The sequence below is a fragment of the Arthrospira sp. PCC 8006 genome (genome assembly GCF_046480465.1).
Taxonomy (GTDB): Bacteria; Cyanobacteriota; Cyanobacteriia; order Cyanobacteriales; family Microcoleaceae; genus Limnospira; species Limnospira platensis.
Map to the genome: position 1 here is coordinate 28021 of NZ_PKGG01000015.1, position 21707 is coordinate 49727.

The following is a 21707-nucleotide window of genomic DNA, read 5'->3' on the forward strand; positions in this document are numbered from 1 at the left end:
CAATAAGGCTTTTCAAGATTCTATCTTAACTATAGCCACCAGTCGTTTTTCCTCCCCTTTTAGCAAGGGGCTTCCCAACTCAGGAGGTTTACGTGACAGAATTTTCCCCAAAAATTACCGACGAATCTAGGGATAGTCAAAATACTATACCCCCTACCTCCGTTTTGCATCAAGACTCGGAGGCGATCGCGCCACCCCCCCCTTCGGAAACCCCCCAGGGGGGAGGACCCCATCGCCGTATCATTAGGCGTTGGCAATGGAAACCTCGCCCTAAATTGTGGATAGGCGTTGGCATAATTACTATAGCCGGAAGTGCGATCGCATTAGCAGCTTATCACTTCCATCGCCTTGAACAGAGTTTACCGGAAATTTCTGATCTATCAGCCTACAACCGAGATGGAACCCTCACCATTCAAGCCGCAGATGGCACAATTATCATGCAAACCGGACCATCTACCCGGGAGCAGGTATCTCTCGACCGGATCCCAGAGCAGTTGCTCCAGGCATTTATTGCCATAGAAGACCGACGTTTCTATGAGCATCGCGGCATTGACTACCAAGGTATTATCAGAGCCCTATCCGCTAATGTAATGGCTACAGGTGTAGTCCAGGGAGGTAGTACCATCACCCAACAATTGGCTAGGATGGTGTTTTTAGACCATGAACGCAGCCTGACTCGTAAACTTAGGGAAGCTCTCCTCGCTCAAAAACTTGAGAAAACTCTCACCAAAGAAGAAATCCTCGAACGCTATCTTAATCTAGTTTATTTGGGTTCGGGAGCTTATGGGGTCGCTGATGCCGCCTGGGTCTATTTCAGTAAACCCGTAGAACAACTCACCCTCTCGGAAATGGCTACCTTGGCGGGTTTGCCTCCCGCTCCAAGTCAATACTCCCCCCTGGTGAATTTAGACCTGGCTACCGAACGCCGGAACGTCGTACTGCGCCGAATGCAGGAAATGGGTATGATTTCTGAGAATCGGGCAAATTTACTGATTCAAAGCGACCTAGTTGTAAATCCTAGCCCCCATAAACGTCTACAGGTTAAAGCTCCCTATTTTGCTAATTTTATTCAAAAGCAATTACCATTATATGTATCTTCAGAAGCCCTAGAAATTGGGGGCTTGGTGGTGGAAACCAGTTTAAATCTACAATGGCAGGAAATAGCCGAGCAGGTCGTTAAAGAAGCCGTAGAAATAGACGGGCGCGCGGCGGGGTTTGACCAAGCCGCATTAGTAGCGATCGACCCCACTACCGGTGAGGTAAAAGCTATGGTAGGGGGTGCTAATTATGGGGAAAGTCAGTTTAATCGCGTTACCCAAGCTCAACGACAGCCAGGATCGACTTTTAAAGGGTTGGTCTATGCGGCGGCGATCGCAGCAGGTTTCTCTCCCTATGATAGTTACAATGACGAACCCTATCGAGTTGATGGATATCGCCCCCAAAACTATGGTAACCGTTACGGGGGTTGGCGATCGATGCTTAACGCCCTCAGTAATTCCACTAATGTTATTGCCGTTAGAGTCCTAATTGATGTCGGCTTTGAACCCGTTATTTCTCTCAGTACCAGCATGGGTATCAAATCTGAACTCCAACCCACCTATTCCCTCGCCTTGGGAGCCTATGAAGTTAATCTTTTGGAACTAACTAACGCCTACGGAACCCTCGCCGCCCAAGGCCAATATATCCCCGCTCATGGTATCCGCCGAGTCATCAACCAGAAAGGCGAAACTATCTATCAGGCTCAGTTTACACCTAAACAAGTCCTTGACCCCGACAGCACCGCTATTACTACCTGGATGCTAACTCATGTGGTACGCAACGGCACAGGTGGGTCCGCTTACCTCGCCGATCGCGATGTCGCCGGTAAAACTGGCACTTCTGAACAAGCTAGGGATCTGTGGTTTATTGGTTATATTCCCCAACTGGTGACCGGAGTATGGCTAGGAAACGACAACAATGATCGCACTTGGGGCGCTAGTAGTACCGCCGCCTTTAATTGGCGTGAGTTTATGAAACGAGTAGTTGAGGATTTACCCGTTGAGGAGTTTCCCCAACTTCCCGACCTCGACAGCCACCAGGGAACCATTAAAGCCCAACCCCATCAACCTAAATGGGTACAAACTGGACCGGCCGCCATTCGTCGTGATGATGATGACTACCACAAACATATTAATAACTCCAGCGACTATGGAAATGATGGCTATTACTACTAACCACTCCCTGTGCGTAGGCAGGCCGGTTTACTGATTTTTGCCGATTCAGCTAAAATTCAGTCAGAATAACAATAAATCTCTTTACAGGAGCTTTCTCTAATCATGGATGAACTGACACCCATCTTCAAAGAATTTACCCAAGATCCGATCTCGTTTTTGGGTGGCTTTGTCTCTAGCGTCCTGCGACTCAACTTATCAGAAGACCCAGTGAAAAGCTGGTTAGAAAAGGAAACCGGAACCCCAGTCTCTTCCTCAACCTCTGACCGAGACAATAATGGATCGAGTAATGGGCCTCAATCAATTACCATTGACTAAACAGCCGGCTATATTTTCACCGAGAAACTATTGTCCCTGAGCGCTAATGTTCAACCTCTGCGCCTTGAGTACCAGCAACCCTCTTTGATAGCCGAGGTTGGCGTAGCTCTCGCATACGGCTTAATATGTTGGGGTTAATCCGTCAAAGCGCGTTAACTATAAACCCTTATCCTGACAGCGATAGCGGGTTATTACTCAACCCCTATATCCTATTGAATTACTCAGATATTACTCACAATCTAGTCCTAGCACAGGAAAATAATTCTGTCAATAGGATGATTACTCAGTCAACAAGCACAACTTAATTAATCTGTCAAACACTCATACCACCCCCCAACCAAACACCGATAGGGTAACTCTCTCGTGATACCCGTCAATGGCAAGCCTATCGGTTCGTTCCTCACCATTGACTGCTATCACATCGTTAGTTTCCCCAATAGTGCTTGTTTCGGTTAGGGGGAGGGTATGGCTCAAATCAACCCATAGTGGGTTCCCTATGGGAGTCAGATTATTGGTGAAATCTTGAGGAGCCTACTCGCTACCAACAAAATGCGATCGCATAATCACGACTAACCTAACTATCTCCTACCGGAATCAACCCGATACCCTCAAACAACTTTTCAACTGGTGACTTGTTTCGTCATCTCTCGCTGATACCTACATAATCCTAGAGAATTGATTCCCCATCGAAACCGATACCTACATNANCCGCTAGACAAGTCTCCAATTTATAGGGGTACTGGGTTCCGCACAGGATGATTACCCCTAATAGACGGGTTAAGGTTTTGGCTTAGGGTGTTTATTGTGGGTAAAYTAGGGGTAAGCATTCATATAAATGATTTCCTTTAAAGGAAATCCTTTAAAGGAAACGAAAAATATGAATGAACCCCTACAGTCAGAAACCATAGGGGGTCATTTAAGTTATTGGGGTAGCTGTTATCTGTTAGGGTTTAGGCTGACCCCATGTGTTAAGTAGGCAATTATAGACCTCTGAGTTAATTAACTCAGGAAGTTGATTAAAACCGTCTAAGTTACTTTTAACCCATAACACTTCAGTTCGTTTCTTTTTTACATCTTTCTTGTGACTAGCTGACATGACTGTATTTATTTCTATTTTTTGTGTAAATGATTGAGGTTCAATCATCTGATGATAATTCGATACAATGTAATTGCCTGTTATGCAATCTAATGTATGACATAGTTTTGTCCAATCTTTAATCGTGTAGCCGCTATAGTGACCTTGTGTACTACCGGGRTAAGGCGGGTCACAATAGAATAGTGTATCAGGTGAATCCCACCTTTCAATACACTTAATAGCATCCTCGCAGGAAATGTGAACCTTTTCCAATCTTTCCAACGCTTCAGATAGCCTAGCTTTTTTAGCTATAAACGTAGCCGCCTGACTCTGAGCTGTCTTTGACGCACTCCATCCTGTATTTAATCTATGACTAAATCCTTGAGTAATATTAATATAATAAGCCCATGCTATTTCAATATCGCTATACTTAGTTGGATTCTTACAAATTATTTTTGCCTTATTATGCTCTGATTGACTATATAATGTAGCTTGAATTTCATTATTAAGTTCAATAGGGTATTTTTTGGCTACTCTATACAAGTTGATTAAAAGGTTGCTTGTATCGTTAATGCACTCTCTATAATCGCATTGATTTGTTACGGTAGGTAATGGTTTTAAAAATAACAAAGTAGCTCCACCGGCAAAAGGTTCTACATATATTTTGTGTGGTGGGAAATATTGCAATATTTTAGAACCTATTCGTTTCTTTCTCCCGTAATAACTTAGTAAAGGTTTCATTGTTGTTTCTTTCATTAATTAATAGTTGATGTTAGGGTTTACGCCAACCATCAACATCATCTCTGTTAATTGGAATATGGGGTGATTGCTTTTTGTCTTCTGACTGTTTTTTACCAACTATTGATCTCATAGAATCACTAACATATCTAATCAAATAATTTAGGCTATTTTGGAGACCGTCTAACCTACTCTCAATCATTAGGTTTCCTGTATGCGTAATGAACATACTGATAATAATTGCGACAATAATTAATCCTAATTCAACTATTACCAAGTTCATTTATATTAATTTCCACAAATGAAGTGTAAACCATTTAATCCTTTCTAGTGGAGAAAATGAAGCGTAAAAATTGCTGTACGGCGGTGATTCAATTATTTGATATTCATTAAGCCATATAGTCTCTTTTTTAACYAKCATAGCTTGGTTAACATCATTGTAGGCATAGAATTTAAGCCATCCTGCCATTTTCCAGTACACGGGTACACTGTCAGCGTCAAATAATATCCTGATAAATTTACTGCCAGAAATGTCAGGTAATTTTTTAGTACCGTGTAGCTATCATCTTCTATCCTGAAATTAAGTTCATAAACTTTAAACCAATTACTTTCAGATATATCAAGTGCATTAGGCATTATCTGTTAATTTATTGTTGAGTGTTTAGCATATTTTCCAATTTGTCGATTTTTTCTGATAATTCCTGAATTGCCGCAATCACTAATGGTATCAGTTTATCATACATGATTGTTAAGTAATCTATTTTTTTGTCGTCAACTTCAGATCTATCTGTATGGTTATTTTCAACCACTTCAACTGCGTTATGGTATATATTTTGTACTTCTTGAGCAATTAAACCAAATTGTTCTGTACTTGGATTAAAGCCATGAAATGCTGCAAGTTCTTTATACTTAAACCACGTGACTGTCAATGCGTTAATTTCGCTTAACCCTATAGTTGGTTTTGATAAAAGTGTTTTGAATCTAATATCAGAGCTACCGCTAACATAATTTCCATTAGTGGCAATATATGCTATGCTAGTTGGTCCATATCTAAACCTAGCTAACGCTTGACTTTCGATAGACGCGCTAAATTGCCATGTATTGTTAAAATATTCTATTTTGCCTGTTGCATTAACAGGAGTACCTCCCCAAGTTGTTGTGCTTTTTTGCTCAAAAAATGAATTTTGCGCTCCATTTAGTGTAAATCTACCGGCAATATTGATATTGCCGTATCGATTTAAAGTAATTGTTGTATTATCATAATTACTAACAGTTATTGCTTCCGGTACATGATTTTCACTAAATCTAAAGTTAAAATTGTTATTTATCCAATTTGTATCTATAAGCCCTGAATTGGGGTTATTAAATCTTAATTTATTTATTGTTTTTATGTCGTCAATAACCTGATTACCTGTAGTTCTAACAACAGTTGAATCTACATTAATTGTTCTATTAGCTGCTAAAGTTCCTCCTCCTGATAAACCATCTCCTGCTGTTAATGTAATATTTGAATGTGTGTGCGTTGTGGGAGTCCTAGCGTTAGATAATCTACTATCATTACCTTGACAGGCTGTGCCTGCTGTAGTGCCATAAGCAACTGCCCATGTTGTTGCAGCACTCCCATTAAAATTATTTCCAGTTAATCCCGTACCATTTGTTAATGTATTAGGAGTATTGGCAGTTATTGTTATATTGGCACTACCATTAAACGAAGTCCCATTAATTGTTCTAGCAGTTTGAAGCGTGGTTGCAGTTGCTGCATTACCTGTAATATTAGAGCTTGTAAAAGCTAATTATTGCCAGCTACTCCAGACTCCATTTACACGATTTCTTTGATAAATACCTTCTCCTCCAAAAGGTATCATTGTTTGAGAAATCCAAGAATCATTATGTCTTTGTACAGTACAAAAACGCCATGAACCTCCCGGACTTTGATTTAAAAGAGAACTCCCTTGATAAAAACCTGTTGTTAACACATCATTCCAATCTCCTGTTACAGTTATTGAAAGATTTGGTAAAGCACCAATTCCTGCTAAACTCCAACTTACATTTCCAGAGCCGTTTACTGATTTGCCTGTAGAACCAATTGTTAAAGTCCGAGCAGTTCCCCAGTTTACAGTAGTAATATTTACTGTTCAGGTTAATGGTAAACGATTTACAGCGTGCAAAAAACTCTCAATCAATGGTTTTACCTACTGGAACCTCAAAGGGTGGGATGGTAGCGTCAATCATCACATTTACATAGGGAAAGCTGACCAAGTCACTGTAGATAAGCTAACAGACGTAGCGTTAGCTATGATTACTAAGTGCAGAATGAGTAACAGCTAAACCCTAACACCTAACAGCTACCCCAATAACTTAAATGGCCCCTATGGTTTCTGACTGTAGGGGTTCATTCATATAAACCATTTACTAGACAGTAAATACTAGACAGTAAACAGATAATATGAATGCTCGCCCCTAATTTACCTACAATAAACACCCTAAGCCAAAACCTTAACCCGTCTATTAGGGGTAATCATCCCGTGCGGAACTCAGTACCCCTATAAATTGGAGACTTGTCTAGCGGTATGTAGGTATCGGTTTCGATGGTAAGGCAATTCCCTAGGATTATGTGAATAACCGATGTCGCTGGTAAAGCAATTGTCTAGGATTATGTAGGTATCAGCGAGAGATGACGAAACAAGTCACCAGTTGAAAAGTTGTTTAGGGGTATCGGGTTGATTCCGGTAGGAGATAGTTTAGGTTTTGCGATCGCATTTTGTTGGTAGTGAGTAGGCTCCCCAATATTTCCCCAATAATCTGACTACCATAGATAACCGGATAGGCAGCCTAATATCTTTGTACATTGATAGGGGTATCGTTGTACATTGATAACCTAGTGGGTTCCCCCTACGGCTACCTACGGCTATCATGTTGACTTTGAGCCATAGATAAATCCCACTGCGATCGCACTCATACATTTCTATGGTTAGCACTGGTAGCTTTAGGTAATACCCTGCAAAATTGAACCCATACCCTCCCCCTAACCGAAACAAGCACTATTGGGGAAACGACCGATGTGATAGCAGTCAATGGTGAGGAACGAACCGATAGGCTTGCCATTGACGGGTATCACAAGGGAGTTACCCTATCGGTGTTTGGTTAGGGGGAGATAGTAGGCATTTGACAGATTGATTGAGTTGTGCTTATTGATTAACCCGTCAATAATTAAGATTTGTTGCTAAGGGATATACACTAATCGTCCCGTGTGCTAAGACTGAATGGAGTGCATATTAAGTGTAACGGTACGACTATCGGGTTAAAGCAATTCCCGCGATAGTAGTCAGGATAAGGGTTTAAGTTAATCGGAGATGGCGGGTTTAAAACCCGCCCCTACATTTCCACAACAGAAACCCGGTTTCTTTTTCGCAGCAAAAGAGCGATCGCGCAGCGTCCCGGAGGGAATCGCCTTTCTTGCCAATAAAAGAGCGATCGCCTCTTGGAAAATAAAAGAGCGATCGCTTTTTACTCCGTTACCAAATATCAAAAAATATCAAATAAAATGCTTATAATTAAAATAAAATATGTAATTACCAATAATTATAGAATATATTTATCGTCAATAGTATATGACAATTTTAATAATTAATTAAAGCTGCTTAAAGCAAGATAATTCATGTAAATAGATAAAGTAAAAGACATAATTGTAATATTTATGTCCGTTTTTTTTTGAATAAAGTATTGGTTTTTTAGAAAAAATTAGATAACCTGAATAGATAGACACCGACTGGTGGTTTCTATGTCATGGATATACTAGAGGTGGGTTTAGATGAAGTTGGTCTTAAGTTCTCAAAATGTCAATGAGTATCTGATAGAGAATGGGTTATGCGATCGCTCCCTAGAAAATCCGGGAGTAGAGCAGATTCAGGCTAAAAATTTTAACTTATTGGTGACTTTACCAGAAGGTCGAAAGCTACTGGTTAAGCAGGAACAATTTATCAATTCAGAAAAAGAAACTGTGGGGGAGTTTTTTGGGGAATGGCGAATCCCCAAATTTCTACAGAACTTTCCTGAACTTGACCATTGGCGTGCTTTTCTACCAGAATTACTGCTGCACGATGCTGAGAACTCGATTTTAGTTTCTACTTATCTGGATAATTATCAGGATTTAGCAGAGTTCTATTCTAAAAACAATCTCTTTCCTACTCAGTTTGCTGCTCAAATTGGCAGTTGTTTGGCGACAATTCACCGTGATACCTGGAATCAGAGTATTTATAGGGAGTTTTTTGCTCAAGAAGAGGTTGCTGGAAAACCTAAAGTATCTCCGCTATTATTAGAGAGTTTAGAACGAATCGGACCAGAAATTTTTGGCATGGCTCCGATGGGTGGATTAAAGTTTTTTGCGCTCTATCAACGATATGATAGCTTAGGGGAAGCAGTTCATCAAGCCAGTGAGACTATCTCTCCTGTTTGTCTGACTCACAATGACATTAAGCTGAATAATATTCTTCTGAATCGAAACTGGGAAGATATTAATGGAAATGCGATCCGGTTGATTGACTGGGAAAGGTCTGATTGGGGAGATCCAGCGTTTGATTTGGGAATGGCGATCGCCAGTTATCTACAAACTTGGTTGGGTAGCTTAGTGATTAGTAATTCTCTTAGTATTGAAGAATCTTTGCGACTAGCCACTACTCCTCTAGAATTAGTTCAGCCATCTATCGGGGGGTTAACTTTAGCCTATTTAGAAACCTTCCCAGAAATCTTAGAATATCGGCCTGATTTCTTAAAGCAAGTCGTACAGTTGGCAGGTTTTTCTTTAATTATCGGAATTTTGGCGATGGTTCAGTATCAAAAAACCTTTAATAATACCGGAATTGCTATGCTTCAGGTAGCCAAGGCTTTGTTATGTCGTCCTGAATCATCAATGCCCACTATTTTTGGGGCTACTGCTACTCAGTTAAATCAGATCGGTTCTTCTGTTGTTGAAAAAGTTTAATATCGTTTAATATCTTGAAAGATTATGTCATTACTTAATTCTCAATCCCATCAATTAGCTTCTGAGGTCAAAGGTCGCTTAAAGGAAGTTTTGTCAGACATTGTTGAAAATGTCGAAATTTCCTCTGATTTTTCAATTCGTCATCCGAACTATCAACCCTGGGAAATGCCTGCTGAGATGTTATCTCGCATTCAGGCTTTACCCAAGGAAATGCAGAATAAGTATATGAGTTTACAGTTGCGGAGTTTTCTCTATGGCATTTATTATAATGGTTCCATGCAAGCATCGCAAGCATTGGGTTCTGAAAATAAGGGTCAGCAATTAGATTTGGAGAATAATAGTTTTGCTGGCGTAGCTATGGATTTTTATGTGCAGTTAGAGGAAGCGAATAAGGGTGAGGGTTATTTTGATTCGGGTTGGTCGGTTTTGAGAGAGGAAACCGATGGCAGTTTGGCTGTAACTAAGGGGGATTTGCGGCTGCATATTCAACGGGAAAAGCATCTTCAAGAGTCTGAACAAGCTGCGGCAGTGGGTGATTTTGTGTCAATTATGATGCCGAAAAATTTGGTGCAAAATGGCTTTTATATGGCGGTGGGTAATGCTGGTTTACAGAGAGAGGAATCTATGGTGCGAGTCTATTTTAATGTTACTCCTGAAGGTGCGGTGGCTGTGATGGCTGGGTTGACTGAAAAGTTGAATCAGACGGGGATTCCTTTTAGTTTTAAGGCTTTGTATAATCCGGTTGATTATCAACGATATGATGCTGGGGTGCTTTATTTTGGGAAAACCGATTATGAGTTGGTGAGACAGGTTGTAGCTAATGTTTATCATCAGAATCAGTCTGTTTTTAAGCCAGAAATACCTTTGTTTACTCTGGAGTTAGCACCGGGTTTGGGGTTGGCGGAAGAACCGGACAAAAAGTTTGGTAGTGAGGAAAGTTTTGGGATGAATCGCTGTCAGATTATAGCTAATGGGTTGTTGATGGCTTGGCAACAGGGGGATAATTCTGCAACGGGTAGAATGGCTGCTATTTCTGAGCAGTTTTCTGGGTTGGGGATTGATTGGCAGCGTCCTTATTTGAATGCTGATTCTCAGGATGTTTATCGGGGATTTTGCCCGGTTGATGCTAGGTATCAGCGATGACCAGAAACCGGGAAAACCGGATTTCTATGGAAAATCTCTGTAATCCCACCATTCTTGTCATATAAACCCGGTTTCTTTTACCTCAAAGCGCCACCAGAAACCGGGTTTTTACTATTTTTTCCGGCAATTGTGGGTTAAGCACAGAAAAAAACCCGGTTTCTCATGTTTGGTGAAATCAGAGAGCGATCGGTATTTTGGGCAGAGTTCCGCTGGCCGCCAACGACAACTATAAAGCGATCCACTCATCAAGAGAGATGGCGCGATCGATAATTTCCTCAACTTCTCGAATCATCATTCGCAGTTGTGCGACAGAATACTCATCGTTGGAAGGAATCGTTAAGCGATTTTCACCGAAGACCATAAACTGATGTCGAGTTCCAGAAAAAGGTCCATCAAATCCTAGTTGCCGCAACTTTTTGATAAAATCTCTACGCTTACAGGGTATCGACCGGCTCACGAATTGGCTCCTTGTTCAGATCGATGTTGTTGATGATTGGCAGAGTATGACCGAGTTTTAACCCTACTAAAATCCACTCTTCTAGGATTTCGCGTAATTGGCGATCGCACTCGCGTAATGTTGATGCAAATGCGATAACTCCTTTGCAAGATGGAATTCGAGCAACGAAGGTGCCGTCTTCGAGTTTATCGTAAGTGGCCATAGACATTGCTGACTCAATGTATTGGCTTAAAATGTAATTTACGCTCATCGCCAAACCTCGTTTAATTTCTTGCTGTCCATTGATTGTCTTTGAGGGATCGCTACAATATCAGTTGTAGCATGAGGTACACCGTGGGGGACAGGAAATTTTAGCGCGATCGCCCATCTCACCAAAGAACAGCCAGAAACCGGGTTTCTTGAGTAAATCTCTGTCATCCCACCATTCTTGTCATAGAAACCCGGTTTCTTTGGGAGCTATTTTTTTGACCCGCCACCACYTGAACCCAGGGGAGGGAAATATTAAAAAAGACATAATTGTGTTAGTTATGTCTCGAAAACAAAGCTCGGTGATACGAGATTATGGGAATTTGCGGTTAGAATCTGCGTAAAATTACGGTGTTTTAGTTGGTAAATTTGAGACATAATTATGCTAGTTAGATGAACTTTAAAGTTGCTAAAACTATTGTCATTGTTCGAGAGTTAGGCAATAATAAGAGTCATAGGGAAAGGCAGATCATAAATCTGATTACCTCAAAGTCAAACTTATTCAAAGAGGAAACAAAAATGGCTAACATTACTATCTCTGACTTACGTCCTGCTGGTGCAGACCTGTTCTCTGATTCTGAAAGCTATCTTCAGGATTTGACCGATCAGGAAATGACCGATGCATTAGGTGGACGGCGGCGGGGGGGGTTCATCATCCTTTGGACGGCTGTGTGCGTATGGTAAATAGCTAAAGAAATAAACCGAGATAATTTCAAAACTATCTCGGTTTATTGCATATAATTCTTTAAGATTTAATTGCAAATATCAATGTTTGTATTAGCTTTGAAAGCAATCAGGGATTTACTAAGCCAATCGTCAAATAAATCAGCCGCAAGTTTATTTCGTAGCCAGTTGTCTAGCTTCCTTTCAATAATATCCTCGACTAAAATCAAATGCACCCCCTTAGAAGTCACAATCGGTTTAAGGATCTCTGGTGGTGTCACTGCAAAAACAGCCGCTGAAATTTCTGGCTTCAAATCCTTACGAGACAATACCCCTCGATATCCCCCTTTTCGGCGTAACTCTTTATCCTCAATATACTTGTGAGCTACATCATAGAAACTCATTTCCCCTTCCTGAATAGAATAAAATAATTCCATCGCTAAATCTTCATCGTCTAACACCACTTCATACATCACTACCCCAGTATAATCTAATTTATGCTCATAAAAGTAAGGCTCAATTTTATCCGCAAAAAGATGAATAGCTAGTTTTGTGGACAGACCTTTATAGTACACAAACTCTTCAAAATCATCTAAAGAAAGATGATTTTTCTTCATCCAAGCCCAGGTATCCTCTTGACTAAAAAGTTTATACATTTTTCGGTATTTGTCTGCCATTTCTTGAAGCTCCTCAACTTCTAGTTTTATTCCTAGTTCTTCTGCGGTATTTGCGATCATTTTATGGGTAATAATTGCTTCTATGAGTTCAGCAGTTGTTAGAGATAGCTTAACTTGTTTCAGAATATCTTCAGCAGTAATCGTAATTGATTGTGACATGATTTATTTTTTCCTTAAAAAACTACAACATCGAAAGATTGCCAAAAGCTTTCTAAAATTCTAACCCTCCTTTTTGTAACTTTTTGAATGGGTCAAGAATAAAATCAATAACGCGACGCTGGCGCACCACCACCTCCGCCGTAGCCGTATCTCCCGGACGTAATTGAATACAGTCCTTTCCACTAGGAATACAAGTTTTATTTAACTCAATTTCTAGCTCATAAATTGCTACTCTTCCCTGAGATGTTTCTTGCATTTTCGTAGTTGGAGAAATTTTGATTAAACTTCCATCAACTACCCCATAGTCCTGAAAAGGATAAGCATCAAACTTCATCTTAACCGCCATTCCTTTCTGTAATGAACCACTTTGTGTAGTCGCCATTTCTGCTTTCAATAAAATATTCGCGTCTTGGGGCGCTATTTCTACAATCATTCCTCCTTGTTGTACCACATCTCCCACCCCAGAAATCGGCAAACTAAAAATGGTTCCTCCTTCTTGGGCTCGAACAACACGTTTTTCTAATTCAAAGTTTAAAGATTCAATATCTTTATCCCCTTGAGCGATTTCGGATTGAAGGTTAATTATCTGACCATCTAAAGTTTTGAGTTGTTCTTTTATTTTAGAAACAGCAAGTTCACCGGAATGAAGAATGGTTTGAGAACTACTCTCTTGCTCGGCTAAACGTAACTCAGCCTGCTGAATATCCGCCTGAGCTTGATGAATAACCCGCTCATAACTGCGTCTCTGTTCCGCCAACCGCAACTCAGCTTGTTCAATATCTGCATCAGCTTGATGAATAATTCGCTCATAGCTGCTTTCCTGCTCTTCTAGTCGCAGTCTGGCTTGTTCAATATCTGCTTGACTTTGCTCCCAAATTCTTTGTCTTTCCTCTTTGATATCTTCCTGTTCAATTACCCGAACTTCTGTGACTACACCATCGTCTGAAAGATTTTGATATCGTTCAACTTCTCGGATTGCTTTTTGCCATCGCATTTCTGCCAAGGTATATGCAGTTTTGCTATCCTGTAGCTGTCGTTTTGCTTGCCGAATTTGAGCCAGATTTTCTTCTCTCTGTAAATTTAATATTCTCCTGAGAGCAGCTAAATTTTGTTCTGCTTGATGAACCTGGGTCAGTTTTTCCTGCTCCTGTAAATTGTATGTAGTTTTCAGCGATTGAAGGTTCCTCCTTGCTTGCTCCACCTGGGATAGTTTCTCTAATTGTTGAGACTGATTTTGCCGTTCTTGGGTAAGCAGTTCGGTTTCTAGCCGATTTTTTTGTTGCTCTAGTGTATTCAGTCGATTTTCTTTACTTTGCTGCTGAAGTTGTAGTTGAATAATTCGTTCACGAATAGGGAGACTGTCCAGTTCCATTAAAATATCCCCGGCTTTTACTATGTCTCCTTCTTCAATATTTAGCATTTCCACTTTAGCAGTTTGGGAATTAAGAACAGCAGATGTATAGGCTAAATTTAGCTTCTGCTTAATCGTACCTCCTTGCGGTTCTAACCGTCCCCTAGCACTGCCGGTTTCATCTACCTGAGACAACATCCCCCAAGGCAGAGCGATCGCCACAAAAACGATTAAAAAATAGAGAAGTCCTCGCGTCCACCGCTGAGGTAACGCATCTAATAGTTCCTTTGTGGCAAAAGACCAATCCGCCGAAGGATTTAGGTCGCTTGCCGGTAGATTTGGGGAGGTCAAAGGATTAGACCCAGCTTGTGTGTTGTCTGTGTCTAAACTTTTATGACCATTTAAGTCTGCTTGATAAATCTCATTAAACTGTGGCATAATTTATGAAAATCTTGCTCAGATTTAAGAACATTAGCTAAGTTGCTGGTGATTTAAATAGTAGTAATGCCCTTTTTTGGCCATTAACTGCTCGTGATTTCCTTGCTCGATTAATACTCCTCTATCTAAAACTAAAATTACATCAGCATTTCTAACGGTAGATAAGCGATGGGCAATAATTAATGTTGTGCGGTCTTTCAGAATTCTATTCAAATTAGTTTGAATAATTCGCTCCGACTCCACATCTAAGTGGGAAGTCGCCTCATCAAAAACCAATAAACGAGGATTGCCCAATAAAGCCCTAGCGATCGCTAATCTTTGCCGTTGACCACCAGACAATAACCCCCCACCTTCACCAATCTGGGTTTCATAACCCATCGGTAACTTTTGAATAAACTCGTCAGCACCCGCTAATTGAGCCGCTTCGATAATTTCCGCCTGAGTTGCAGAAGGTCGCGCTAGAGTCAGGTTGTCCCGAATTGTGCCACCAAATAAAAAAGTATCCTGGTCAACAACACCAACCCTTTGACGCAAAGAAGGTAAAGAAATGCTAGTTATGTCATAACCATCAATTAAAATCTTGCCGTCTGTAGGGGGATACAGCCCCAAAACCAGCTTAGAAATCGTGGTTTTTCCTGAACCAGAACGCCCCACTAAAGCTATAGTCTGTCCGGCTCTGATTTCAAAACTGAGATTCTCTAAAACATTAGTTTCGCTCTCTGGGTGGTAACGAAATGTCACCTTGTCAAAAATAATATCTCCTCGTAAGTTTGTTAAATAATAACGAGCCTGCGATTGCAAATCTTCCTCTGGTTCTGTATCGATTACATCATTAATTCGCTCTACTGCAATAATTACCTCCTGGAACTCATTCCACAGAACCGTTAACCGCTGAAAAGGGTTAATTACATTGCCAATTAACATATTAAAAGCCACCAACTGCCCAATGGTTAATTCTCCTTGAATCACTAACCAAGCCCCAAACCAAAGTAACCCAGTCGTAACTATAGATTCAATGGTTAAGCTAAATACTTGGAGTCGGTTGCTAATAATCTGCCCAGAAAAAGTCTTGCGGATTGACTTGTTGAGAAACTCCTCCCAACGCCAGCGCACCACTTGCTCAATTGCCAGAGATTTGACCGTGCGTACACCAGTCAGAGATTGGATTAAATAACCACTTTCTTCCGCTAATGCGGCAAATATTTCTCGGGATATCTTTTGTAGGAAAGGAGTAGCAATGATAGCGAGCAAGAAAAATGGTGGCACAATTACTAATGCCAGTAAAGCCATTTTCCAGCTATACCAGAACATAAGTCCCACATAAATAAAGATTGTGAGCAAATCTAATAAAATAGATAGGGCTTCACCCGTTAAAAAACGCTCAATTTTGCGGTTTTCCTGCACCCTAGCCATGATATCCCCCACATAGCGAAACTCAAAAAACCGCAGGGGTAATCGGAAAGTGTGGGTAATAAATCCCACAATCATGGCTAAATGTACTTTGTTGGCAGTGTGGTCGAGGAGATATTGTCGTAACCCGGTCAGAGCAACCCTAAATAAACCAAAAATGACTAACCCTAATCCCACAGCCGTTAAGGTTAATGTACTGCCTTGAACAACTACCCGGTCGAGGAGTAGCTGAGTAAATAGGGGGGTAACTAATCCAAAAATTTGAATGGCTACGGAGGCAATAAATACTTCTAGCAATACTTGACCGTGAGGACTGGCTAAATTAAAAAACTGCCAGAAGGGGGTAGTGTGATTTTTGAGTTCTTTGATTAAAGCTGTTGGTTGTAGGAGTAATGTATAACCCTGCCAACCTGTTTTAAATTCTCGGTATGTTAAACTACGTTGACCAATAGCAGGGTCAGCAACAATTACTGTATTGGGAGTGATTTCATAAACCACTATATAATGTTTGCCTTCCCAGTGAGCGATCGCGGGCAATTTTTGTTTAGCCAGTTGGTCAATACTTGCTTTCACAGGTCTAGTGGAAAATCCGATACTTTCCGCCGCAGCGGATAATCCTCGCAAGGAAGCCCCATTTGCATCTACATTAGCAATATCTCGAATGCGGTTGACACTAAAATTTTTGCCCCAGTAACGAGCAACCATCACCAAACAAGCTGCACCGCAGTCCGAACCGCTTTGTTGCTCAAAAAAAGGATAGCGTCTAGTAATATGCTGCCAAAGATGAGTAACTCGCTGAGTGGGACTGGGAAAGTAGGCTTTGTTAACTTTTTGCTGGTGGGTTTTTAGATATATTTCATCTTTGATTGTGCTAATTTCTGCGATTAGTTCCTGGTCGGCGTTTACTGATAAATCCGGTTGATTATTGATATTAAACTTGGCTTTTTGTTCATTATCTTTAGTTGTGGCTAAATTGTACAAATACTCCTTAAATTTGGAATTTTTCTGAATTATAGAGTGCAAAAGTTGACCGGAAATATAGCAAATCTCTGCTTGAGGCGAAACCCTGACAGCATAATCTAAAAAACCGGCTTCAGGAAACAAAGTACATTCCCCAAATAGTTGATCGGGATGCAGGGTGGTAATTAAGTCCTTGCTACTGTTAACCAGTCTTACTTTACCCGCTATGACAATATATAAGCCATCGGATTCTGAGATATGTTGCAAAAACAAACCGGGTTCAGGTTTTTTGAATTCAGCCGACTTAACTAAAATCGCTAACTCCTTTTCTGATAAAAATTCACCGATTAGACCAGATAGATATTCTTTGGTAGTCATTTCTTAAACGAGAGTGGTTCCAACGCTTAATAGCAGTTAATAAATTTTGGGTTATAGTTTAAGAAAACGCAACATCTTCTGGAATGTCCCTAATCACAATGCCGCTTTTACTGGACTGGTTAGTTTCTGATTTTTTTGGATCGTTTTTCTCAAGGTTATTCGATTTAGGTCTAGTAGATAAACCAATTTGTTTGAGCAGTCTGTTAATATGGCGATCGCTGATTTTAATCCCTAATTCCGCCCATAAGTGTTCACTGAGTTTCTTTGCTGTCCACTGTCGAGTATGATAAGTAAAATCACGGTTAGGCACTTTAACTTCTCTAGGGCTTTGAGTGACCAACTCCCTCAACCGCTGCAAGCATCGATCATTTACAGTTTGAGGTCTGCCAATTGCGTTACTATTCCACTGGTGAGCCTGACCAGACTTGGCGAGGGTTATCCAATGGCGTGCTGTACTATGGGAACAGCCCAACTCTTGGCAAATTTGGGTTTGGGTTTTACCCTCATCTGCCAGTAACATAATTTTAATCCGCTTGAAATACTGCTTGGACAAGCTTTGTTTAAGGCTTTTTTCCAAGTATTTACGCTGAAAAACAGTCAAAATTTGACCGGAGTTATTAGAAAGATTTAGATCTTTTTGAGATGATTCCATAAACAACCCTGTATACAGTACAATAGAATCTTGAAGCTAGACTAAATACCGACCCTGATTCGCTCGTCTATAAAGATTTTAAAATGATATGATTGATGAAAACAATACTTCAGAGTGGATTCACCTTGTATTTTATCATACTCAATTATCCTTCAACAGTAAAAAAGTGGGATTTAGGGGGTATTCCTGATGTATTTATAAAATAGTATTTTGTTTTCAAATCGTTAAAAATGTGGGATAATGGGGGGCTATGGATCATTAACTGGCAAAAAAGAAGATAGAAAGAGGTTAAGTGTAGAGACAGGGCTTTAAGGAGTCTGACAAAAAGGGAGGAGAGCCAGAACTCTCAATGGTAGATAACACTCAAACCCTTGAGAGTCTGTGAAATATAACCCCCCGCTCTAAAATGCACTGAATCCGTTTATCACGACCGTGACCCGGCTATGGCTTATCGACGAAAGCATCAGGCTCGCTCCTCTCGCCTTGAGTTCCCGGTTCTCTCTTACCCTCCTACGGCTCACGCTTAAATTTTTGCCAGTCAATCAGGCCGACTTAGATTAATCAATGCCTAGTATCTCAACTTATTTTCCATTTGCCAACCCCAAAAAAGTGAGACTTAGGGGGACTTTAAAATCACGCCCCAAAAACAGGATTGTGAGAAAAAATAATATAACGTACCTAAAAAGGTGAAAATGTGGGAAAATGGGGGGTGCATAAACAACAAAACTACAACCTGGGTGAGCAGCTATGGAGATTCAGGAAGCGTTGCAGTGGACCGATCGCCTGCTTCTAAAGACTACGGGAAAATACCTAGATAGCCTGCAACGCGCCATCTTAGAAGGTGCATGGCAAGGTAAAGGATATAAAGACATAGCAGACGAATACCACTGTACGAGCGATCACGTCAGGAAATCAGCATCCGACTTATGGAAACTCCTCTCGGAACTACTGGGAGAGGATGTAAAAAAAAGAATGTACGATCGCTCATCGAAAACGGAATATTCTCTTATCACAACGATGGCGTACATATTAGTAATCACATAAATAATGTCTGTAACGACTTATACAACGAGCCAAAAATCTCAACCAACCCATCATCCAGCAGTAGCGAATCCGATACCATACCCCGCCAGGATCTTAGCCAAGCCCCCGAATACGATCGCCTCCACCCCCGTCACGACGAACTCACCACCCTCAAACAGTGGATAGTCAGCGAACATAGCCGCATCATCACCCTAACTGGATTATCGGGAATCGGTAAAACCGCCCTCGCCAGACAACTCGTCGAACAAATAAAAGACCACTTCGATCGCCTCCTCTGGTGTAGCCAGCGAAAATTCCCCAACCTAGAAACCCTACAAAACCACATCAGCCAGTTTGTCGCCACAACCGCCACCCCCCAGCCATCCCTCCTAGAGTCTCTGAGAACTCACCGTTGCTTCATCATCCTCGACGACTTCCAACACAGCCTAACCTCCGGTCACTTCGTCGAAAGCTACCGTCGAGACTATCAAGGCTATAGTCAACTCATCCGTGAACTCGGGACTTTCTCTCATCAAAGTTGTGTTTTGCTGCTGACTTGGGAACACCCCCCAGACATCGCCGCCTTAGAAACAGAAACCCACCACTGTAAAACCCTCGCGGTTCAAGGCGTTCCTCAACTGGCCAGCCAAATCCTCCGCGATCGCCAACTCCAAGACCCCAAACAATGGCCAGAACTCAGCCAACTCTTCAACCATAACCCCTTATGGCTAAATATCACCGCCTCAACCATCCATGAATTATTCAACGGTAGCGTCCAACAATTTCTCTCCTACCCCAGCCTCTTTTTAGGAGACTTAGAACCCATCCTCAACCGACATTATCAACGCCTCAGCGACTCGGAAAAAACCCTGCTGCATTGGTTAGCCCAGCAAAACCCGCCCGTCACCATCAACCAGAAACCCCCCAATCTTTTATCGAACCGAGAGTTCTTAAAAGCCGTCCAATCTCTCAAACGACGTAGCTTATTAGACTCCTCATCCCATTTAACCCTACAGCCCGTCATCCGACAATACATCCGAAACTTAGCTGAATGCGGGGACTCAAACTAATCCCAGGACCCGAATACACCTCACCCCCAATTATCGGGGTGGGTAGGTTTCCTCTCGTTCACCCTCAAGGGATGGCTGACTCCAACGGTTTTTTAGACCCGGTTGGCGGGATAAATTGACAACCTCTCGACCGCTTTCTGCTTCCTTTTGACGTAAGTCTTCAAAGATAGGATTCAAGTCGTAGTCGAAAGACACTGACAGGGGAATAATCGGTTCAAAATCTCTATTAACGATTCCAGTAATCATCCAATTCTCTTGGTTCGTCCACCGAAGCGACGGACATAGCCCGAACCGATTCGAACAATCCAGATTTGAGCATCAGGGTGAGTAGCTTCAAGGCGATCGCCGGCGGCAATTTCACTCACATCGACTTCAAAATCTCCAGTTTCTAAATCAATCACCACAATAGAAACCGGGTTGATGGCAAAATCCCTGTGAGAAGGCAAAACTCCGGTAGAAGCCCGGTTTCTGAGTCTCCGGCGATAGGTTATCCGCAATGGTGGGCGATCGCTCCCCCGGCTGCTAAGATTTAAGCAGGAGATTTCAGCCTAGGAGAGTTACCCATGAGTTTAGTAATTTCCGATGACCTAGTAAAGGCGAGTGGCTTTTTATGAAAATGAGCTATTGTTGGAAATTGTGCTGATGTTATTTCAGCAAGATAAAATTAGCTTAGGGAAAGCCAATGAGTTATTATACGGAATCCAGGTTTGAAACAGCCTAATATCGCAGCTTTGTTGGAGCATTTTAATTCCCGGTGCGGTGCATGAGGAATTATGGGATTCCAGGGCTGGGGAAACTGTGATTACAGCAGTGCGATCTACACTTTGGATAGATCTTCAATCTGTACAAAATCAAGGAGTTGTTCGGCTTGAGACAAAGGATAAACCTCATCCTGACGTTTTCAGAGAAATTCCCACCGATTTTGAATGGCTGGGGGCAGTTGAAAACGAGTAATTTCAAAGGGAATTTAGACGATTTCGGGTATAAATTTCGTTAGCCTAAGTCTGTATTTATGATGATTATATTCTAATCAATCAATCTGAGAAACCGGGTTTATTTAATAAGTATTGGCTAAAATGCGCTCATTATTGTGGAAACCCGGTTTCTTTTTCTGTTGGTTAACCATCAGTTGGTTACGGGGTGTTATGGTGCGTTACGAGGCGGATTTGTAGGATAATTATTAGTTAATTAAATTATCGCCGATCCTCAAACACCCTACCGATGAAGTTATCGCCATTAAAAACCATTATAATATTTGGCTAAGTGTTTAAGTTTCAACCGCAACAGATGTACTCACTAAATTGTAAACGGGAGTGTAAATGTCCACTTCAACTTCCGGGACTCGAATGGAAACAATCATTGAATAGGGTGCCATTTGATCGTAACGATCTAAATATTTTTTTTCTTTCCACCATCCCCCTACTGGATATACAGCGATCGCATCTTTTGGGGCTAATTCAGCAGCAGTACCATACCAAATATCAGAATGTAGAGAACCGCCATCCCTGGTATTTGGGCCAAGAAACCAGTTATTATCATCAGAATGACTTGAACTTCTTCTGTCCTCTTCCTCTTCTCGAACAGCTTCATTAATTCGCCGTCTGAAATCATTATCAGTTTCTAAAGAGTCTTTGACCTTGAAGCGCAACCCGTGAGAAGGATAACGATGGCGATATGCCCATCCCCGCTCTCCTGGATTGGGTTCAATAAAATAGGATAAAGTAATTTTTAACTCTAGCTTTGCTTCTCCTAAGATTT

General features: G+C 41.3%; 20 protein-coding genes and 5 pseudogenes. 9 read left to right on the forward strand and 16 right to left on the reverse strand.

Annotated elements, in window-relative coordinates; genetic code table 11:
- The first annotated feature begins 92 nt into the window (after positions 1-92).
- From B9T16_RS04435 to B9T16_RS04445, 3 genes are all read left to right on the forward strand, one after another.
- Positions 93-2213, forward strand: coding sequence for a transglycosylase domain-containing protein (locus tag B9T16_RS04435; RefSeq protein ID WP_006619292.1), 2121 nt, complete (start codon positions 93-95; stop codon positions 2211-2213).
- Between the two features lie 102 nt (positions 2214-2315).
- Positions 2316-2528, forward strand: coding sequence for a hypothetical protein (locus tag B9T16_RS04440; protein WP_006619291.1), 213 nt, complete (start codon positions 2316-2318; stop codon positions 2526-2528).
- 125 nt (positions 2529-2653) lie between these two features.
- A complete protein-coding gene (locus tag B9T16_RS04445) occupies positions 2654-2833 on the forward strand; it encodes a hypothetical protein (RefSeq protein ID WP_410244191.1) in 180 nt (59 codons plus the stop codon).
- 638 nt (positions 2834-3471) lie between these two features.
- Here B9T16_RS04445 and B9T16_RS04450 read toward each other — a convergent pair.
- The 4 genes and pseudogenes from B9T16_RS04450 to B9T16_RS04465 all read right to left on the reverse strand — a co-directional run.
- The gene (locus B9T16_RS04450) at positions 3472-4359 is read right to left on the reverse strand and encodes a DNA adenine methylase (RefSeq protein ID WP_410244192.1); all 888 of its coding nucleotides are present in this window, start codon (positions 4357-4359) and stop codon (positions 3472-3474) included.
- Positions 4360-4375: 16 nt separating this feature from the next.
- Positions 4376-4570: a hypothetical protein gene (locus B9T16_RS04455; RefSeq protein WP_410244193.1), complete on the reverse strand. Its 195-nt coding sequence runs from the start codon at positions 4568-4570 to the stop codon at positions 4376-4378.
- A gap of 418 nt (positions 4571-4988) precedes the next feature.
- Positions 4989-5741 carry a tail fiber domain-containing protein gene (locus tag B9T16_RS04460; RefSeq protein ID WP_410244201.1) on the reverse strand — a complete coding sequence of 251 codons (753 nt, stop codon included), beginning with the start codon at positions 5739-5741 and terminating at the stop codon, positions 4989-4991.
- Positions 5717-6122: pseudogene (locus B9T16_RS04465) on the reverse strand (hypothetical protein); the annotation flags it as partial. The gene B9T16_RS04460 and the pseudogene B9T16_RS04465, both read right to left, overlap by 25 nt.
- A 346-nt stretch (positions 6123-6468) precedes the next feature.
- On the opposite strand from B9T16_RS04465, the pseudogene B9T16_RS04470 reads away from it, so the two are divergent.
- Positions 6469-6669: pseudogene (locus tag B9T16_RS04470) on the forward strand (hypothetical protein); the annotation flags it as partial.
- Positions 6670-7082: 413 nt separating this feature from the next.
- Here B9T16_RS04470 and B9T16_RS04475 read toward each other — a convergent pair.
- Positions 7083-7319: a hypothetical protein gene (locus B9T16_RS04475; RefSeq protein WP_410244194.1), complete on the reverse strand. Its 237-nt coding sequence runs from the start codon at positions 7317-7319 to the stop codon at positions 7083-7085.
- 365 nt (positions 7320-7684) lie between these two features.
- Positions 7685-7870: a hypothetical protein gene (locus B9T16_RS04480; protein WP_410244195.1), complete on the reverse strand. Its 186-nt coding sequence runs from the start codon at positions 7868-7870 to the stop codon at positions 7685-7687.
- 282 nt (positions 7871-8152) lie between these two features.
- Here B9T16_RS04480 and B9T16_RS04485 point away from each other — a divergent pair, with 282 nt between their 5' ends.
- Both B9T16_RS04485 and B9T16_RS04490 read left to right on the forward strand, forming a co-directional pair.
- A complete protein-coding gene (locus B9T16_RS04485) occupies positions 8153-9322 on the forward strand; it encodes a phosphotransferase (protein WP_410244196.1) in 1170 nt (389 codons plus the stop codon).
- Positions 9323-9346: 24 nt separating this feature from the next.
- On the forward strand, positions 9347-10465 hold the full coding sequence (locus B9T16_RS04490) for a T3SS effector HopA1 family protein (protein ID WP_410244197.1): 1119 nt from the start codon (positions 9347-9349) through the stop codon (positions 10463-10465).
- Between the two features lie 226 nt (positions 10466-10691).
- Here B9T16_RS04490 and B9T16_RS04495 read toward each other — a convergent pair whose 3' ends face one another.
- From B9T16_RS04495 to B9T16_RS04505, 3 genes are read right to left on the reverse strand one after another with little or no spacing between them, the layout of a single operon-like run.
- Entirely contained in the window at positions 10692-10922 is a 231-nt protein-coding gene (locus B9T16_RS04495; RefSeq protein ID WP_315642779.1) for a type II toxin-antitoxin system HicA family toxin, read from the reverse strand.
- Entirely contained in the window at positions 10900-11172 is a 273-nt protein-coding gene (locus B9T16_RS04500; protein WP_172973467.1) for a type II toxin-antitoxin system HicB family antitoxin, read from the reverse strand. The genes B9T16_RS04495 and B9T16_RS04500 overlap by 23 nt, the downstream gene beginning before the upstream one ends.
- Positions 11169-11339: a hypothetical protein gene (locus B9T16_RS04505; RefSeq protein WP_014274164.1), complete on the reverse strand. Its 171-nt coding sequence runs from the start codon at positions 11337-11339 to the stop codon at positions 11169-11171. Before B9T16_RS04505 ends, B9T16_RS04500 begins: the two co-directional genes overlap by 4 nt.
- A 222-nt stretch (positions 11340-11561) precedes the next feature.
- On the opposite strand from B9T16_RS04505, the gene B9T16_RS04510 reads away from it, so the two are divergent.
- The gene (locus tag B9T16_RS04510) at positions 11562-11852 is read left to right on the forward strand and encodes a hypothetical protein (RefSeq protein ID WP_410244198.1); all 291 of its coding nucleotides are present in this window, start codon (positions 11562-11564) and stop codon (positions 11850-11852) included.
- Between the two features lie 68 nt (positions 11853-11920).
- Here B9T16_RS04510 and B9T16_RS04515 read toward each other — a convergent pair whose 3' ends face one another.
- From B9T16_RS04515 to B9T16_RS04530, 4 genes are read right to left on the reverse strand one after another with little or no spacing between them, the layout of a single operon-like run.
- A complete protein-coding gene (locus B9T16_RS04515; protein WP_152088643.1) occupies positions 11921-12667 on the reverse strand; it encodes a peptidylprolyl isomerase in 747 nt (248 codons plus the stop codon).
- A gap of 52 nt (positions 12668-12719) precedes the next feature.
- Positions 12720-14456, reverse strand: a complete 1737-nt coding sequence (locus B9T16_RS04520; protein WP_410244199.1) for an HlyD family efflux transporter periplasmic adaptor subunit — start codon at positions 14454-14456, stop codon at positions 12720-12722.
- Between the two features lie 33 nt (positions 14457-14489).
- The gene (locus tag B9T16_RS04525; RefSeq protein WP_410244200.1) at positions 14490-17204 is read right to left on the reverse strand and encodes a peptidase domain-containing ABC transporter; all 2715 of its coding nucleotides are present in this window, start codon (positions 17202-17204) and stop codon (positions 14490-14492) included.
- Positions 17205-17262: 58 nt separating this feature from the next.
- Positions 17263-17856, reverse strand: a complete 594-nt coding sequence (locus tag B9T16_RS04530; RefSeq protein ID WP_006619044.1) for a helix-turn-helix domain-containing protein — start codon at positions 17854-17856, stop codon at positions 17263-17265.
- Between the two features lie 747 nt (positions 17857-18603).
- Between B9T16_RS04530 and B9T16_RS04535 the strand changes: the two are divergent.
- Positions 18604-19949 (forward strand): annotated as a pseudogene (locus B9T16_RS04535) (NB-ARC domain-containing protein).
- A 30-nt stretch (positions 19950-19979) separates the two neighbouring features.
- Here the strand turns inward: B9T16_RS04535 and B9T16_RS04540 are convergent.
- Entirely contained in the window at positions 19980-20195 is a 216-nt protein-coding gene (locus B9T16_RS04540) for a hypothetical protein (protein ID WP_006619042.1), read from the reverse strand.
- Positions 20192-20446 carry a hypothetical protein gene (locus B9T16_RS04545; protein ID WP_006619041.1) on the reverse strand — a complete coding sequence of 85 codons (255 nt, stop codon included), beginning with the start codon at positions 20444-20446 and terminating at the stop codon, positions 20192-20194. Before B9T16_RS04545 ends, B9T16_RS04540 begins: the two co-directional genes overlap by 4 nt.
- A 66-nt stretch (positions 20447-20512) precedes the next feature.
- On the opposite strand from B9T16_RS04545, the pseudogene B9T16_RS04550 reads away from it, so the two are divergent.
- Positions 20513-20642, forward strand: a pseudogene (locus B9T16_RS04550) (UPF0175 family protein); the annotation flags it as partial.
- Positions 20643-21216: 574 nt separating this feature from the next.
- Here the strand turns inward: B9T16_RS04550 and B9T16_RS04555 are convergent.
- Positions 21217-21707: pseudogene (locus B9T16_RS04555) on the reverse strand (hypothetical protein); the annotation flags it as partial.

Coding starts and splice junctions, on each gene's coding strand:
- B9T16_RS04440 (WP_006619291.1), top strand. CDS start 2,316: ATGGATGAACTGACACCCATCTTCAAAGAATTTACCCAAGATCCGATC.
- B9T16_RS04445 (WP_410244191.1), top strand. CDS start 2,654: ATGTTGGGGTTAATCCGTCAAAGCGCGTTAACTATAAACCCTTATCCT.
- B9T16_RS04455 (WP_410244193.1), bottom strand. CDS start 4,570: ATGTTCATTACGCATACAGGAAACCTAATGATTGAGAGTAGGTTAGAC.
- B9T16_RS04485 (WP_410244196.1), top strand. CDS start 8,153: ATGAAGTTGGTCTTAAGTTCTCAAAATGTCAATGAGTATCTGATAGAG.
- B9T16_RS04490 (WP_410244197.1), top strand. CDS start 9,347: ATGTCATTACTTAATTCTCAATCCCATCAATTAGCTTCTGAGGTCAAA.
- B9T16_RS04500 (WP_172973467.1), bottom strand. CDS start 11,172: ATGAGCGTAAATTACATTTTAAGCCAATACATTGAGTCAGCAATGTCT.
- B9T16_RS04505 (WP_014274164.1), bottom strand. CDS start 11,339: ATGACAGAGATTTACTCAAGAAACCCGGTTTCTGGCTGTTCTTTGGTG.
- B9T16_RS04510 (WP_410244198.1), top strand. CDS start 11,562: ATGAACTTTAAAGTTGCTAAAACTATTGTCATTGTTCGAGAGTTAGGC.
- B9T16_RS04515 (WP_152088643.1), bottom strand. CDS start 12,667: ATGTCACAATCAATTACGATTACTGCTGAAGATATTCTGAAACAAGTT.
- B9T16_RS04520 (WP_410244199.1), bottom strand. CDS start 14,456: ATGCCACAGTTTAATGAGATTTATCAAGCAGACTTAAATGGTCATAAA.
- B9T16_RS04525 (WP_410244200.1), bottom strand. CDS start 17,204: ATGACTACCAAAGAATATCTATCTGGTCTAATCGGTGAATTTTTATCA.
- B9T16_RS04530 (WP_006619044.1), bottom strand. CDS start 17,856: ATGGAATCATCTCAAAAAGATCTAAATCTTTCTAATAACTCCGGTCAA.
- B9T16_RS04540 (WP_006619042.1), bottom strand. CDS start 20,195: ATGATTACTGGAATCGTTAATAGAGATTTTGAACCGATTATTCCCCTG.